Consider the following 13,080-nt stretch of genomic DNA (forward strand, 5'->3'; position numbering starts at 1 on the left):
CGTCGGTTCCTGGTTACGGACAGGGAAAACCATCACGTCCTGCTGCAGGGCAGGGTGATGGCGGACACGGTGGGCAATGGGACTCACTTGGACTGGGAGGCCTTCAGTTCGTCGAGAACGGCATCGGCATGGCCGGCAACCTTGACCTTGCGCCAGGACTGCACGATGCGGCTGTCGGGGAAATCAGGAAGGTGCTGCGCTCGATGCCACGTACCTGCTTGCCGTACATGTTCTTCATCTTGATCACGTCGAAGGCGGTGCACAGCGCTTCGTCGCCATCGCTGACCAGCGGGAAGCCGAACCCCTGCTTGGCACAGAAATTGTCGTGCGACTTCACCGAGTCGCGCGAGACCCCGAGCACGACCGCGCCGGCCTTCTTGAACTTCGGCAGCAGCGCGTTGAAGTCGATGCCTTCGGTGGTGCAGCCCGGCGTGCTGTCCTTGGGGTAGAAGTACAGCACCAGCCACTGGCCGGCGTAGTCGCCGAGGGTGGCGTGGGCGCCGCCGGACAAGGCCAGCGGCAGGGAGAGGGTGGTGCTGTCCAGGGTGTCGCCGTTGTTCATGAGGTCCTTCTGTCGAGCCTGGGTTCTTTCTACGACAATTGCATGAAACGCCACGCGCCTGTGAGAGGCGCGCGAAAAAATCAGGAATTCATTCAGAACTTCATCGGGTCCATGATCGCGTCCAGGTTCAGGTGGTCGCAGAACTCGAGGAAATCGTCGCGCAGCGCGGCAATGTGCATGTTGGCCGGCACGCCGATGGTGACCTGCGCGCTGAACATCTCCGCACCGGTCTGCATGGCGCGGTAGCGCGTGCTCTGCAGGTTCTCGATGGTGATGCCCTGGCGGTCGAAGAAATCGGCCAGCTGGAACAGGATGCCCGGCTTGTCGGCGGCGATCACCTCGACGATGTATGGCAGCAGGTTGGACTGCGCCTGCTTGGCGGCGGTGCGGTACCAGACCAGCTTCAGGCCTTCCTCGCGCTCGAGCCGGGTCAGCATCGCTTCGAGCTTGGCGACCGAGTCCCACGAGCCGGTGGCCAGGGCGGTGACCGAGACATCGCGGCCGACCGTGGCCAGCCGTGCGTCCACCAGATTGCAGCCGCTGTCGGCAATGCGGCGGGTGACGGACAGCAGGGGGACTCCGGATGCGTCGTATAGGCGTTGATCAGGAGGTGGTTTTCGCTCGGCGCGGGGCGCGGGGTGGTGTCGGTCAAGGCGATTCCGGGTAATGCATGCGTGAGTCTGAATGCCCGCCAGAGGCGGGGATCCACCGGTGTCCAGCATACTTGCCCGTGCTTTCGCGCCGCAAGTAACATTCAGGTCGCCCCCGGCCTTTCGTGGCGGGCGTTTCCCTTCCCAGCCAAGAGCAGCACGTCCTTGTCCCTTTCCGGCCTCATCACCGCGCTGGCGACCCCTTTCCGGGCCGACGGCGCCCTCGATCCCGACGGTTGGCAGCGCCTGCTGCATCTGCAACTGGAAGGTGGCGTCCATGGCGTTGTCGTTGCCGGCTCGACCGGTGAAGCAGCAACCCTCACCGATGCCGAGTACGACCTGCTGCTGGCCAGCACGGTCGAGCGCATCGGCGGCCGCATTCCGGTCATGGCCGGCACCGGCCTGTCCGGTACCGCCAAGACCATCGAACAGACCCGCCGCGCCGCCGCGCTCGGGGCCAGCCACGCGCTGGTGGTCACGCCGCCCTACGTGCGCCCCACCCAGGCCGGCCTGATCGCGCATTACCGTGCGGTGGCCGACCAGGGCGGGCTGCCGGTGGTGCTGTACAACGTGCCCGGCCGTACCGGCTGCGACATGCAGCCGGAGACTGTGGCCGAGCTGGCCAGCCATCCCAACATCGTCGGCATCAAGGAAGCGGTGGGCGACACCGGTCGCGTGCAGGCGCTGCTGGCCCTGCGCAGCCCGCAGTTCGCCGTGCTCAGTGGCGATGACGGCACCGCCGCGCGTTCGATCCAGGCCGGTGTCGATGGTTTGATCTCGGTCGGCTCCAACGTGCTGCCGGGCGCCTATCGCCGGATGTGCGAGCTGGCCGCGGCCCACGACCACGAAGCCACCGCGTCGTGGGATGCGCGCCTGCAGCCGTTCCATGATTTCTGCGGCGTTGAGCCGAACCCGATCCCGGTCAAGGCGCTGCTGCGCCGCCTCGGCATCGGTCACGACCTGCGACTGCCGCTGCTGCCGCTGTCGGCATCGCACCATGCAGCGGCCGATCATCTTGCCGGCGACATCGCCGCCCTCGAAGCCCTTTCCAGCCACTGACCTCCCGTCTTGGTCTGATCCAGGAGATTCACATGCGTCAATCCGTTTCCACCGTCCGCGTCCTGTCCTACGCCCTGCTTGCCGTGGCCGTCGCCGCCGGCACCACCGGCTGCTTCAAGCGTGGCGTCAAGGGCGACTATGCCCTGGCCCCGGAAATGCGTCCGCTGGAAGTGCCGCCGGACCTGAACCTGCCGGCCACCACCGGTGACAACAAGGTGCCGACCCTGGCCTCGGCGACCAAGCCGGCGGCCCCGGCTGCTGCGGCCCCGGCCGTGGGCAACACCGGCTTCACCATTGCCGGTGGCAAGGATGAAGCCTTCGCCAAGGTCGGTACCGCGCTGGAAGGCGTGGAAGGCGTGACCATCGCCAGCCGCGCGCAGCTGCTGGGTTCGTACGATGTGGCCTATGAAGGCAGCAACTTCCTGGTCCGCGTGGTCGCCGTCGATGCCGGCGCCTACATCTCCGCAGTCGACCCGCGTGGCCTGCCGGCTACTGCAGAAGCGCCGGTGAAGCTGATCGCCGCGCTGAAGGCGAAGCTGGCCCAGTAAGGGCCGGCCGGGTGGGGCGGGCCCCGGTCCGCGCCCGCTTTGGTAGAGGCCGACCTTGGTTGGCACCTACCGGGTCTTGCGGTTGGCACCTGCCGACAACAGAAAAGGGCGCCGATGGCGCCCTTTTCTGTTGTCGCGGCGGGCGCTTCTCAGCGCTCCAGCAGCTTCAGCTTGTCCGGTTTGCCATCCCACTCGCCGGCGTCGGCAGGCGGGTCCTTGCGAACGGTCAGCACCGGCCACTCGCGTGACAGCTCGGCGTTGAGCGCGACGAACCCTTCCTGGCCGGCGGGGACATCGTCCTCCGGGAAGATCGCATTGACCGGGCACTCCGGCTCGCACAGGGTGCAGTCGATGCACTCATCCGGGTCGATCACCAGGAAGTTCGGGCCTTCGTGGAAGCAATCCACGGGGCACACTTCCACGCAATCGGTGTGTTTGCACTTGATGCAGTTTTCGGTGACGACAAAGGGCATGGGCTGGGGGTGGATCGATTCCTGAACCCGACAATTCTAGAACAGGTTGGGCCCCGGTGTCGGCGCGGGGCGGAAAACGGGCGTCTGGCAGGCTCGGCAGCGCCCCCGTTGGCGACAGGGTGGGGCCTGTGCGACGCTGCGGGCGCCCGGTCGCCGCAGGTGGCCGCCTTCCCTTCCCAGCAGGATCGTCCATGTCCCAAGCCCAGCCCGGCACCGCCTCCCAGGGCGGCGAGAACACTGCGTTCATCGTCCTCATCAGCTGTGTGGCCACCCTCGGTGGATTCCTGTTCGGTTTCGATAGTGGTGTCATCAACGGCACGGTCGACGGCCTGCGCCAGGCGTTCAATTCCAGTGAGGCGGCGCTCGGCTTCGAAGTCGCCTCGATGCTGCTGGGCTGTGCGATCGGCGCGTTCCTGGCCGGTTGGCTGGGTGACCGGCTGGGCCGCCGTGGCGTGCTCATCGTGTCGGCGCTGCTGTTCCTGGTGTCGGCGCTGGGTGCCGGCGCCGCCCATGCCTCCTGGTTGTTCATCGCCGCGCGCGTGCTGGGTGGCTTTGCGGTGGGTGCGGCCAGCGTGATGTCGCCGGCCTACATTGCCGAAGTCGCCTCGGCACGCTATCGGGGACGGCTGGCCACGGTGCAGCAGATGGCCATCATCTGTGGCTTGTTCGCCGCCTTCCTCAGCAATTATCTGCTGGCGCGTGCCGCCGGTGCGTCCACCGAGCCGTTGTGGCTGGGTCATGAAGCCTGGCGTTGGATGTTCTGGATGCAGGCGCTGCCCTCGGCGCTGTTCCTGCTGTTGCTGCTGGTGATTCCGGAAAGCCCGCGTTTCCTGGTGCTGAAGGGCCGGCAGGCGCAGGCGAGGGCGGTGCTGTCGCGCCTGTATGGCGAGGTGGCAGCGGCGGCCAAGCAGGCCGAGATCGAAGCCAGCCTGGCCCAGGACCAGCACAAGCCACGCTTCGCCGACCTGCGCGACAAGGTCACCGGCAAGCTGCGTCCGATCCTGTGGGTGGGTATCGGCCTGGCGATGTTCCAGCAGCTGGTCGGCATCAACGTGGTGTTCTATTACGGTGCGGTGCTGTGGCAGGCGGTTGGATTCTCCGAAGGCGACGCGCTGCTGATCAACGTGCTGTCCGGTGCACTGAGCATTGGCGCGTGCCTGTTGACGGTGGTGCTGATCGACCGCATCGGCCGCAAGCCGCTGTTGTGGGTCGGCTCGGTCGGCATGTCGGTGGCGCTGGTGCTGATGGTGGTGGCATTTGCCAGCGGCAGCCTGGTGGATGGCCGCCTGCAGCTGTCCGAGGGCATGGGGCGGCTGGCGCTGGTGGCGGCCAATGTGTACGTGGTGTTCTTCAACATGTCCTGGGGCCCGGTGATGTGGGTGATGCTGGGCGAGATGTTCCCCAACCAGATCCGCGGCCCGGCGCTGGCGGTGGCCGGCGCGGCGCAGTGGACCTCGAACTTCGCGATCACCGTGACCTTCCCGATGCTGCTGGCCGGCATCGGCCTGGCCGGCGCCTATGGCATCTACGCGGTTGCGGCCATCCTTTCGGTCTTCTTCGTGGTCCGCTACGTGCGTGAGACCAAGGGCAAGGAGCTGGAGCAGATGGAAGGCTGACGTTGCTCACCTTTATCAGCGCCTCCCTGTTCTGCGGGGAGGCGGCAGGCCCGCCGATCCAGGACACGCCGTAAACCCATCCATGGGGGCTTGATGGCGCCTTGCTCGGTGCGCTGTCCTGCGCACTCGGCAAGACCAGGGTTGGGCTCCTGCCCAACCCGTCGGGCGCATGCGCCCAACCCATGGCGCCAACGGTCCTGGATCGGCTGGCCTGCCGCCTCTCGATACATTGCGGGTGGCGGACGCAGGTGTGCGCGTCGGGATTGAATTGGCTGCGGAAGAGCGAGGCTGTTTGTGCCGCCGTCGCGGGAAACTGTCAGGAGGGGGCGGGTCACCCTTGACTGGACCGTTGGCGCCATGGATGGCGCCATCGAGCACCATGGATGGGCTTTTGCGTGTCCAGGCAAGGGTGACCCGCCCTCCCGCGCAGGGACAGGGAGGCGCTACTGCGACCAAGCCGATCGATGCCATTGCAAACCCTGGAAAACAGAAAAGCCCGCGCGAGGCGGGCTTTTTCGGTTCCTGCTGCGGCGACTGGCGCTCCCTAGGGGACTCGAACCCCTGTTTTAGCCTTGAGAGGGCCACGTCCTAACCACTAGACGAAGGGAGCGTAACTGGTGTCGCTGCCGAGGCAGGAGCGCTAGTATATGCACCTCGATGCCATTGGGCAATCCCGAAACTTCAACCGGAAGCGCCAACATCATTTCCCCTGCTACATCACCGTTCAGCCTGCGCGTCATCCCGCGCGACCAGCACACCATCTCCCGCAAGGAGATCAGCCCGAATGCCCTGCGCGTGCTCTACCGCCTGCGCGATGCCGGCTTCGGTGCCTACCTTGTCGGCGGCGCGGTGCGCGATTTGCTGGTCAATGGCCAACCCAAGGATTTCGACGTGGCCACCGACGCCACGCCCGAACAGGTCAAGCAGCTGTTCCGCAACTGCCGCCTGATCGGCCGACGCTTCCGCCTGGCCCATGTGGTGTTCGGCCGCGAAATCATCGAAGTCGCCACCTTCCGTGCCAACAGCGATGACGGCAGCGGCGACCGCGAGATGGAAAACGGCATGCTGGTGCGCGACAACGTGTACGGCACCATCGAAGACGACGCCGTACGCCGCGACTTCACCTGCAATGCCCTGTACTACGCCATCGAAGACTTCTCGGTGCGCGACTACACCGGCGGTTTCGAAGACGTGCAGGCGCGCCTGATGAAGCTGATCGGCGACCCCGAGCAGCGTTACCGCGAAGATCCGGTTCGCATGCTGCGCGCAGTGCGCCTGGCGGCCAAGCTTGGCTTCCAGATCGAGGAGGGCACCGCTGCGCCGATCCCGCATCTGGCCGGCCTGCTCAACGAAGCGGCCCCGGCGCGCCTGTTCGAGGAAGTGCTCAAGCTGTTCCTGTCCGGTCACGGCGTGGCCAGCTTCGAGGGCCTGGAGCGTTATGGCCTGCTCGACGTGCTGTTCCCGGAAAGCGCCAAGGCATTGAAATCGAACCGGACCGGCGCACTGCGGCGCATGCTGGTGGAAGGCCTGGCCAACACCGATGCGCGCGTGGCCAATGATGAGCCGGTGTCGCCGGCGTTCCTGTTCGCCCTGCTGCTGTGGCCGGCGTTCTGCCGTGCGCAGGCGACCCTGCTCAAGCAGGGGTGGCACCGGAAGAGGCGCAGCGTCGTGCTGCCGACCGCGTCACCGTGCAGCAGCTGAGCACCATCGCACTGCCACGCCGCTTCTCGCTGCCGATGCAGGAAATCTGGCTGCTGCAGTCGCGCTTCGGCTCGCGCCAGCGCAAGCGCGTGTTCCGCACCCTGACCCACCCGCGTTTCCGTGCCGCGTTCGATTTCCTGGCCCTGCGCCAGGTGGCCTCGGCCGAGCACGAAGCCGATGTCGCGTTCTGGCGCGAGGCGCAGGCGCAATCGGGCCATGAGCTGGAATCGTCGCTCGATGCCATGCACAGCGAAGGCGGCGATGAGGACGGTGGGGCGCCGCGCAAGCGTCGCCGTCGCCGTCGCCGCCCGGGCGGTCCGGCCGGCAGTGCCGCCGAGTAAGCCATGACCCGTGCCTGGATCGGGCTGGGCGCCAATCTTGGCGACGCCGCCCACACCGTCCGCGCGGCCATCGCCGCGCTGGACGAGCTGCCTGCAACGCGGCTGCTGCAGGCGTCACGCCTGTATGCCACCCCGGCCTGGGGCAATGAGGACCAGCCGCCGTTCGTCAACGCCGTGGCGGCGGTGCTCACCGATCTGCCTGCACTCGAGTTGTTGCAGGCCATGCTCGGGCTGGAGCGGCAGTTCGGCCGCGTCCGCGATCCAGCGGTGCATTGGGGGCCGCGAGCGCTGGACCTGGATCTGCTGCTGTACGGCGAGCAGGTGGTGGATCTGCCCGATCTGAAGGTGCCGCATCCGTACCTGCACGAGCGTGCTTTCGTGCTGGTGCCGTTGGCCGAAATTGCCGCCGATCTGGCCATTCCCGGCCATGGCCGCGTGCAGGATGCAGTGATGCGGGTGGATGCCTGCGGGATCGCGCCGATAGGGTGATAATGCCCGGGTTATCCCCCCGGTTATCAGCACATGAGCACCCACGCAGACAGCAAGCCCTGGACCGTTCCCGCCCTGGCCGAGGCCAAGCGCAATGGCCAGAAGCTGGTCATGTTGACCGCCTACGACGCCGGCTTCGCCCGCACTTTCGACGCCAACGGTGTCGACCTGATCCTGATCGGCGATTCGCTGGGCATGGTCGTGCAGGGCCATGATTCGACCCTGCCGGTGACCGTGGCCGACATGGTCTACCACACCCGCGCCGTAGCCCGTGTGCTGCAGCGTGCGCTGCTGGTGGCCGACCTGCCGTTCGGTGCCGATGCCACCCCGGAGCGCGCGCTGGATGCTTCGCTGCAGCTGCTGCAGGCCGGCGCCGAGATGGTCAAGATCGAAGGTGCCGGCTTCAAGGTCGACATCATCCGCTACCTGGTCGAACGCGAGATTCCGGTCTGCGCGCACCTGGGCCTGACTCCGCAGTCGGTGCTGCGCCTGGGCGGCTTCAAGATTCAGGGCCGTGGCGAAGCCGCGCGCCAGCTGGTGGAGGATGCCAAGGCCGTGGCTGCCGCGGGCGCCAGCATCATGGTGCTCGAATGCGTGCCGACGCCGGTGGCGGCTGAAGTTACCGCCGCGGTGGACGTGCCGACCATTGGCATCGGTGCTGGCCCGCAGTGCGACGGCCAGGTGCTGGTGCTGCACGATTTCCTCGGCCTGGACAGTGGCCATCGCCGTCCCAAGTTCGTCAAGGATTTCCTGGCCGAAGGCGGTTCGGTGGCCGGTGCCACCCGCGCCTATGCCGACGCCGTGCGCGACGGCAGCTTCCCCGACGAACAGCACGCCTACGCCCAATGATCCAGACCTTCAACGAGCTCGGCGCACTGCGCGAGCAGATTGCGCAGTGGAAGCAGCAGGGCCTGCGCGTGGCGCTGGTGCCGACCATGGGCAACCTGCATGGTGGCCACCATTCGCTGGTGACCCTGGCCCGCCAGTACGCCGACAGGGTGGTGGCGAGCATCTTCGTCAACCCGACCCAGTTCGGGCCGAACGAGGATTTCAGTCGCTACCCGCGCACGCCCGAGGCCGACGTGGCCGGGCTGGAGCAGGTCGGCTGCGATGCGGTGTGGCTGCCCAGCGTCGAGGCCATGTATCCGCTGGGCGTGGACAAGACCACGCAGATGCACGCGCCGGGTGTCAGCGAAGTGCTGGAGGGTGCCAGTCGCCCAGGCCATTTCGATGGCGTGTGCACGGTGGTGGCGCGTCTGTTCCTGCAGGTGCAGCCGGACGTGGCCGTGTTTGGGCGCAAGGATTACCAGCAGCTGGCCGTCATCAAGCAGATGGTGGCCGAGCTGTCGTTCCCGATCCAGATCGTCGGTGCCGAGATCGTGCGCGACGAGGATGGCCTGGCCAAGAGTTCGCGCAACCAGTATCTCAACGCCGAACAGCGACCGGTTGCGACCACCATTCACCGCACCCTGCTGGGCATGCGCGAAGGCTACGTGGCCGGGCACACGCGGGCGCAGATCGAAGCGGACGCCACGGCGGCGCTGCAGGCCGCCGGTTTCCAGGTCGACTACGCGGTACTGCGCACGCCGGAGCTGGCCGAGCCGAGCTTTGACGGCGGTGGCCGCGTGGCCCTGATCGCCGCACGGCTGGGCACGACCCGGCTGATCGACAACCTGGAGTTCTGATGTCTGCGTGGGGTCAGATCCCTCTCCGCAGGGGAGGGATCTGACCCCAGCTCCCCTTTCGGCCTGTTACCTGAACAGGTTGCCGGCCGTGATGCCGATGGCCGGACGGGTGCTAGAATCCGCTCTTTCCTTTGCCGTTGCAGCGCCCCCATGCACCTGTCCCTGCTCAAGACCAAGATCCACCGCGCCACCGTCACCCATTCCGAGCTGAACTACGAAGGCTCGATCGCCATCGATGACAACCTGCTGGCTGCCACCGGCATCCGCGAGTTCGAGCAGGTGCACATCTGGGACGTGACCAACGGTGCGCGCTTCTCGACCTATGCCATCCGCGCCGAAGCCGGCAGCGGCGTGGTCTCGCTCAACGGTGGCGCCGCGCGCCACGTGCAGGTCGGTGACATCATCATCATCGCCGCGTTCGCCAGCATGACCGAGCAGGAAGCCGACAGCTTCAAGCCGAAGCTGGTGTACGTTGATGGCAGCAACCAGATCACCCACACCAACGACACGATCCCGACACAGGCCGCATGACAACGAACAACGGATTCGACTCGCTGCATTCCCACGCCCAGCGCCTGAAGGGCGCCAGCATTCCCAGTCTGCTCGCCGCCGAACCCGGCCGCGTCCAGGACCTGGCGCTGCGGGTCGGTCCGTTGTACGTCAACTTCGCGCGGCAGAAATACGATGCCGCAGCGCTGCAGGCGCTGCTGGCATTGGCGGCCGACCGTGATGTCGGCGGCGCCATCACCCGGCTGTTCCGTGGTGAGCAGGTCAACCTGACCGAAGGTCGTGCCGCACTGCACACCGCGCTGCGTGGCGACGTGGTGGATGCGCCGGTGGCGGCCGAGGCCTATGCCACCGCCCGCGAAATCCGCCAGCGCATGGGCGTGCTGGTGCGCGCGCTGGAAGACAGTGGCGTGACCGATGTGGTCAGCGTCGGCATCGGTGGTTCCGATCTCGGTCCGCGTCTGGTCGCCGATGCGCTGCGCCCGGTTACCGGTGCGCGCCTGCGCGTGCATTTCGTATCGAACGTGGATGGCGCTGCCATGCAGCGCACGCTGGCCACGCTGGATCCGGCCAAGACCGCCGGCATCCTGATCTCCAAGACCTTCGGCACCCAGGAAACCCTGCTCAACGGCCAGATCCTGCACGACTGGCTGGGCGGCAGCGAGCGCCTGTACGCAGTCAGCGCCAATCCGGAGCGTGCCGCCAAGGCCTTCGCCATTGCCGCCGAGCGCGTGCTGCCGATGTGGGACTGGGTGGGCGGCCGTTACTCGTTGTGGTCGGCGGTCGGCTTCCCGATCGCGCTGGCCATTGGTTTCGAGCGTTTCGAACAGCTGCTGGAAGGCGCGGCGCAGATGGATGCGCATGCGCTGGACGCACCGCTGGAGCGCAACCTGCCGGTGCTGCATGCGCTGACCGACATCTGGAACCGCAACCTGCTGGGCTGCGCCACGCATGCGGTGATGACCTACGACCAGCGCCTGGCGCTGCTGCCGGCCTACCTGCAGCAGCTGGTGATGGAGAGCCTGGGCAAGCGCGTGCAGCGCGATGGCCAGCCGGTCACCACCGATACCGTGCCGGTGTGGTGGGGCGGGGCGGGCACCGACGTGCAGCACAGCTTCTTCCAGGCGCTGCACCAGGGCACCAGCATCGTTCCGGCCGATTTCATCGGTTGCGTGCACAACGACGATCCCTACACGATCAATCACCAGGCGCTGCTGGCCAACCTGCTGGCGCAGACCGAAGCGCTGGCCAACGGCCAGGGCAGTGACGATCCGCACCGCGATTATCCCGGTGGCCGCCCGAGCACGCTGATCCTGCTTGATGCGCTGACGCCGCAGGCGCTGGGTGCGCTGATCGCGATGTACGAGCACGCCGTGTACGTGCAGTCGGTGATCTGGAACATCAACGCCTTCGACCAGTTCGGTGTCGAACTGGGCAAGCAGCTGGCCAGCGGCCTTCTGCCGGCGCTACAGGGCGAGGACGTGGCGGTTGCCGATCCGATGACCCGCGAGATCCTGGCGCAGTTGAAGCGCTGAGGTTCTGGTGCCGGCCAGCGGCCGGCACTACCGGCTCGGGTCGCGTTCCGGGCTCGGCCGCTTGGCCAGCTTGCGCTGCAGCGAGCGCCGGTGCATGCCCAATAGCCGCGCCGCCGCCGACACGTTGCCGCCGGTCTCGTGCATCGCCTGCTGGATGTGTTCCCACTGCAGCCGGCTGATCGGCGTCATCGCGTCGGGCACTTCCATTTCGCCATCGTCGGCCGGGCCGTCATCCTCTTCGCCGAGGGCGCGCAGGATCATCGGTACCGTGGCCGGCTTGGGCAGGTAATCGTCGGCACCGAGCTTGATCGCTTCCACCGCCGTGGCGATGCTGGCATAGCCGGTCACCAGCAGGATCCGCATGTCGGCACGCAGGGCGCGCAACGGCTGGATCAGTGCCAGGCCCGAATCGCTGCCCAGCTTCAGGTCGATCAGCGCGAACGCCGGTGGCTGCTGGCGCGCCAGGGCCAGCGCGCTGGCGGCATCCTGCGCCGTCTGGGTCTCCAGCCCCTTGCGGGCCAGGCTGCGCTGCAGGGTCCTCAGGTACAGCTCGTCGTCGTCGACCAGCAGGCCCAGGGTGGAGTGGTGAAGGCTCATGGGGTGTCCTCGCGTGGGGCCAGCGGCAGGCGGAAGCCGACGCGGCTGCCGGCCCCTGGGCCGGGCGCATCCACATCTCGCCGTCGAGGCGTTCAATGGTGGCATGGGACAGGGCCAGGCCGACGCCCATGCCCTCGCTCTTGCTGCTGCCGAACAGGGTGCCCGGCAGCACGGCGGCGCGGGCATCGAAGCCGTGGCCGTAGTCGCGGACTTCGCCGATCAGGTCGTCGCCTTCGATGCGCAGGTCCAGGTCCACGCGCGGTCGGCCGGCCTGCTCTCCGGCATCGGCGGCGTTGTTGAGCAGGACCATCAGCAGGTGGCCCACGCCGGGGTCCAGTGGCAGCCGCAGCGGGGCGTCGTCGTTGCGGTGCAGGTCGATGGTCGGCCGCACCAGGCGCCATTGCTCCAGCACCTGCTGGGCGTTGGAATGGCGGCGGCCGGGGGCGTCGGCCGAGGCCGGTGCGGCCAGCGCCAGCACGCGTTCACGGCATTGCACCAGCAACTCGCGCAGGGTTTCCATGTCCTCGCGCACTTCCGGTTCTTCGCTGCGCTCGGCCACGTCGTCGGCCAGCAGGGTCATGGTCGCCAGCGGCGTGTTCAGTTCGTGCGCCACCGAGGCGGCATGGGTGGCCAGGGCGACGATGCCCTCGTTGCGGGCGAAGCGTTCGCGCAGCGCCGACAGCTCCAGTTCGCGCTGGCGCAGGGCCAGCGCCAGGCGGGTGGAGAAGGCCAGCACCACGGCCGCGGAGATCAGGAAGTTGGCGACCACGCCCCAGCGGTTGAGGTCCTGGGCGCGGAAATAGCCGTCCGGCAGGGGCTGGCCGAAGATGCCACTGCTGGCGTAACCGAGCAGGCAGGCCAGCGCCACCGCCAGCGCCCAGCGCAGGGGCAGGGCGAACGCAGCCAGTGCGATCAGGATCAGGAACAGCGAGCTGAACGGATTGGCCATGCCGCCGCTCCAGCCAACCATCCAGGTCAGGATGATCACATCCACCAGGATGTGCCCGAACGCGGTCAGTGGTGCGGTATCGGCGGCTTCCGGGCGCAGCTGGGTGTAGATGTTGAACAGCGCCAGCACCGCCACGCCGGCCCACAGCGGCAGCTGCGGCAATGGCAGGCCCAGGACCCAGGTGGCCACCAGGATGGTGGCCGCCTGGCCGCCCACGGCAAGCCAGCGCAGGCTGCACAGGGTTCGCAGGAACGGGGCGTCGGGACCGGTCATTCGCGCTCATCGTATGCGTTCCCGGGCAACGGCGCCTGCGACAATCGGCCGCAGACGCACCATCGGCTGAATGCGACTCACCCGGAACGTGGGGC

General features: G+C 67.4%; 10 protein-coding genes, 1 tRNA gene and 4 pseudogenes. 9 read left to right on the forward strand and 6 right to left on the reverse strand.

What is annotated here, in order from left to right; genetic code table 11:
* Positions 1 to 83 precede the first annotated feature (83 nt).
* Together N4G47_RS06515 and N4G47_RS06520 are read right to left on the reverse strand one after the other, a co-directional pair.
* Positions 84 to 562 (reverse strand): annotated as a pseudogene (locus N4G47_RS06515) (peroxiredoxin).
* 92 nt (positions 563 to 654) lie between these two features.
* A pseudogene (locus tag N4G47_RS06520) lies at positions 655 to 1,214 on the reverse strand (glycine cleavage system transcriptional repressor).
* 163 nt (positions 1,215 to 1,377) lie between these two features.
* Between N4G47_RS06520 and dapA the strand changes: the two are divergent.
* Together dapA and N4G47_RS06530 are read left to right on the forward strand one after the other, a co-directional pair.
* Positions 1,378 to 2,271 (forward strand): 4-hydroxy-tetrahydrodipicolinate synthase, encoded by an 894-nt coding sequence (gene dapA, locus N4G47_RS06525; RefSeq protein ID WP_475285976.1) that lies wholly within the window; start codon positions 1,378 to 1,380, stop codon positions 2,269 to 2,271.
* A gap of 32 nt (positions 2,272 to 2,303) precedes the next feature.
* A complete protein-coding gene (locus N4G47_RS06530; RefSeq protein ID WP_305098759.1) occupies positions 2,304 to 2,819 on the forward strand; it encodes a hypothetical protein in 516 nt (171 codons plus the stop codon).
* A 149-nt stretch (positions 2,820 to 2,968) separates the two neighbouring features.
* On the opposite strand, the gene fdxA is transcribed toward N4G47_RS06530, so the two are convergent.
* On the reverse strand, positions 2,969 to 3,292 hold the full coding sequence (fdxA, locus tag N4G47_RS06535; RefSeq protein ID WP_057496885.1) for a ferredoxin FdxA: 324 nt from the start codon (positions 3,290 to 3,292) through the stop codon (positions 2,969 to 2,971).
* Between the two features lie 191 nt (positions 3,293 to 3,483).
* Between fdxA and N4G47_RS06540 the strand changes: the two genes are divergently transcribed.
* Positions 3,484 to 4,908: a sugar porter family MFS transporter gene (locus N4G47_RS06540; protein WP_475285978.1), complete on the forward strand. Its 1,425-nt coding sequence runs from the start codon at positions 3,484 to 3,486 to the stop codon at positions 4,906 to 4,908.
* Positions 4,909 to 5,443: 535 nt separating this feature from the next.
* On the opposite strand, the gene N4G47_RS06545 is transcribed toward N4G47_RS06540, so the two are convergent.
* A tRNA-Glu gene (locus tag N4G47_RS06545) sits at positions 5,444 to 5,518 on the reverse strand.
* Positions 5,519 to 5,571: 53 nt separating this feature from the next.
* Between N4G47_RS06545 and pcnB the strand changes: the two are divergent.
* From pcnB to pgi, 6 genes and pseudogenes are all read left to right on the forward strand, one after another.
* Positions 5,572 to 6,950: pseudogene (gene pcnB, locus N4G47_RS06550) on the forward strand (polynucleotide adenylyltransferase PcnB).
* 3 nt (positions 6,951 to 6,953) lie between these two features.
* Positions 6,954 to 7,439, forward strand: a complete 486-nt coding sequence (gene folK / locus N4G47_RS06555; protein ID WP_475285980.1) for a 2-amino-4-hydroxy-6-hydroxymethyldihydropteridine diphosphokinase — start codon at positions 6,954 to 6,956, stop codon at positions 7,437 to 7,439.
* A 33-nt stretch (positions 7,440 to 7,472) separates the two neighbouring features.
* Positions 7,473 to 8,288 (forward strand): 3-methyl-2-oxobutanoate hydroxymethyltransferase, encoded by an 816-nt coding sequence (gene panB, locus N4G47_RS06560; RefSeq protein ID WP_475285982.1) that lies wholly within the window; start codon positions 7,473 to 7,475, stop codon positions 8,286 to 8,288.
* The gene (gene panC, locus N4G47_RS06565; RefSeq protein WP_475285984.1) at positions 8,285 to 9,124 is read left to right on the forward strand and encodes a pantoate--beta-alanine ligase; all 840 of its coding nucleotides are present in this window, start codon (positions 8,285 to 8,287) and stop codon (positions 9,122 to 9,124) included. Before panB ends, panC begins: the two co-directional genes overlap by 4 nt.
* Positions 9,125 to 9,274: 150 nt before the next feature.
* Entirely contained in the window at positions 9,275 to 9,655 is a 381-nt protein-coding gene (panD, locus tag N4G47_RS06570; RefSeq protein ID WP_008268179.1) for an aspartate 1-decarboxylase, read from the forward strand.
* A complete protein-coding gene (gene pgi / locus N4G47_RS06575; RefSeq protein WP_475285986.1) occupies positions 9,652 to 11,166 on the forward strand; it encodes a glucose-6-phosphate isomerase in 1,515 nt (504 codons plus the stop codon). Before panD ends, pgi begins: the two co-directional genes overlap by 4 nt.
* Positions 11,167 to 11,193: 27 nt before the next feature.
* Here the strand turns inward: pgi and N4G47_RS06580 are convergent, their stop codons facing one another.
* Complete coding sequence (locus N4G47_RS06580; RefSeq protein WP_057496879.1) at positions 11,194 to 11,763, reverse strand: response regulator transcription factor; 570 nt, start codon at positions 11,761 to 11,763, stop codon at positions 11,194 to 11,196.
* Positions 11,760 to 12,985, reverse strand: a pseudogene (locus N4G47_RS06585) (ATP-binding protein). Before N4G47_RS06585 ends, N4G47_RS06580 begins: the two are co-directional and overlap by 4 nt.
* Positions 12,986 to 13,080 lie beyond the last annotated feature (95 nt).

The sequence above is a fragment of the Stenotrophomonas sp. GSD10 genome, assembly GCF_056172695.1.

Bases quoted from the DNA above. Each gene is read 5' to 3' on its own strand.
- folK (WP_475285980.1), top strand. From the start codon at position 6,954: ATGACCCGTGCCTGGATCGGGCTGGGCGCCAATCTTGGCGACGCCGCC.
- pgi (WP_475285986.1), top strand. From the start codon at position 9,652: ATGACAACGAACAACGGATTCGACTCGCTGCATTCCCACGCCCAGCGC.
- N4G47_RS06530 (WP_305098759.1), top strand. From the start codon at position 2,304: ATGCGTCAATCCGTTTCCACCGTCCGCGTCCTGTCCTACGCCCTGCTT.
- fdxA (WP_057496885.1), bottom strand. From the start codon at position 3,292: ATGCCCTTTGTCGTCACCGAAAACTGCATCAAGTGCAAACACACCGAT.
- panC (WP_475285984.1), top strand. From the start codon at position 8,285: ATGATCCAGACCTTCAACGAGCTCGGCGCACTGCGCGAGCAGATTGCG.
- N4G47_RS06580 (WP_057496879.1), bottom strand. From the start codon at position 11,763: ATGAGCCTTCACCACTCCACCCTGGGCCTGCTGGTCGACGACGACGAG.
- N4G47_RS06540 (WP_475285978.1), top strand. From the start codon at position 3,484: ATGTCCCAAGCCCAGCCCGGCACCGCCTCCCAGGGCGGCGAGAACACT.
- panD (WP_008268179.1), top strand. From the start codon at position 9,275: ATGCACCTGTCCCTGCTCAAGACCAAGATCCACCGCGCCACCGTCACC.
- panB (WP_475285982.1), top strand. From the start codon at position 7,473: ATGAGCACCCACGCAGACAGCAAGCCCTGGACCGTTCCCGCCCTGGCC.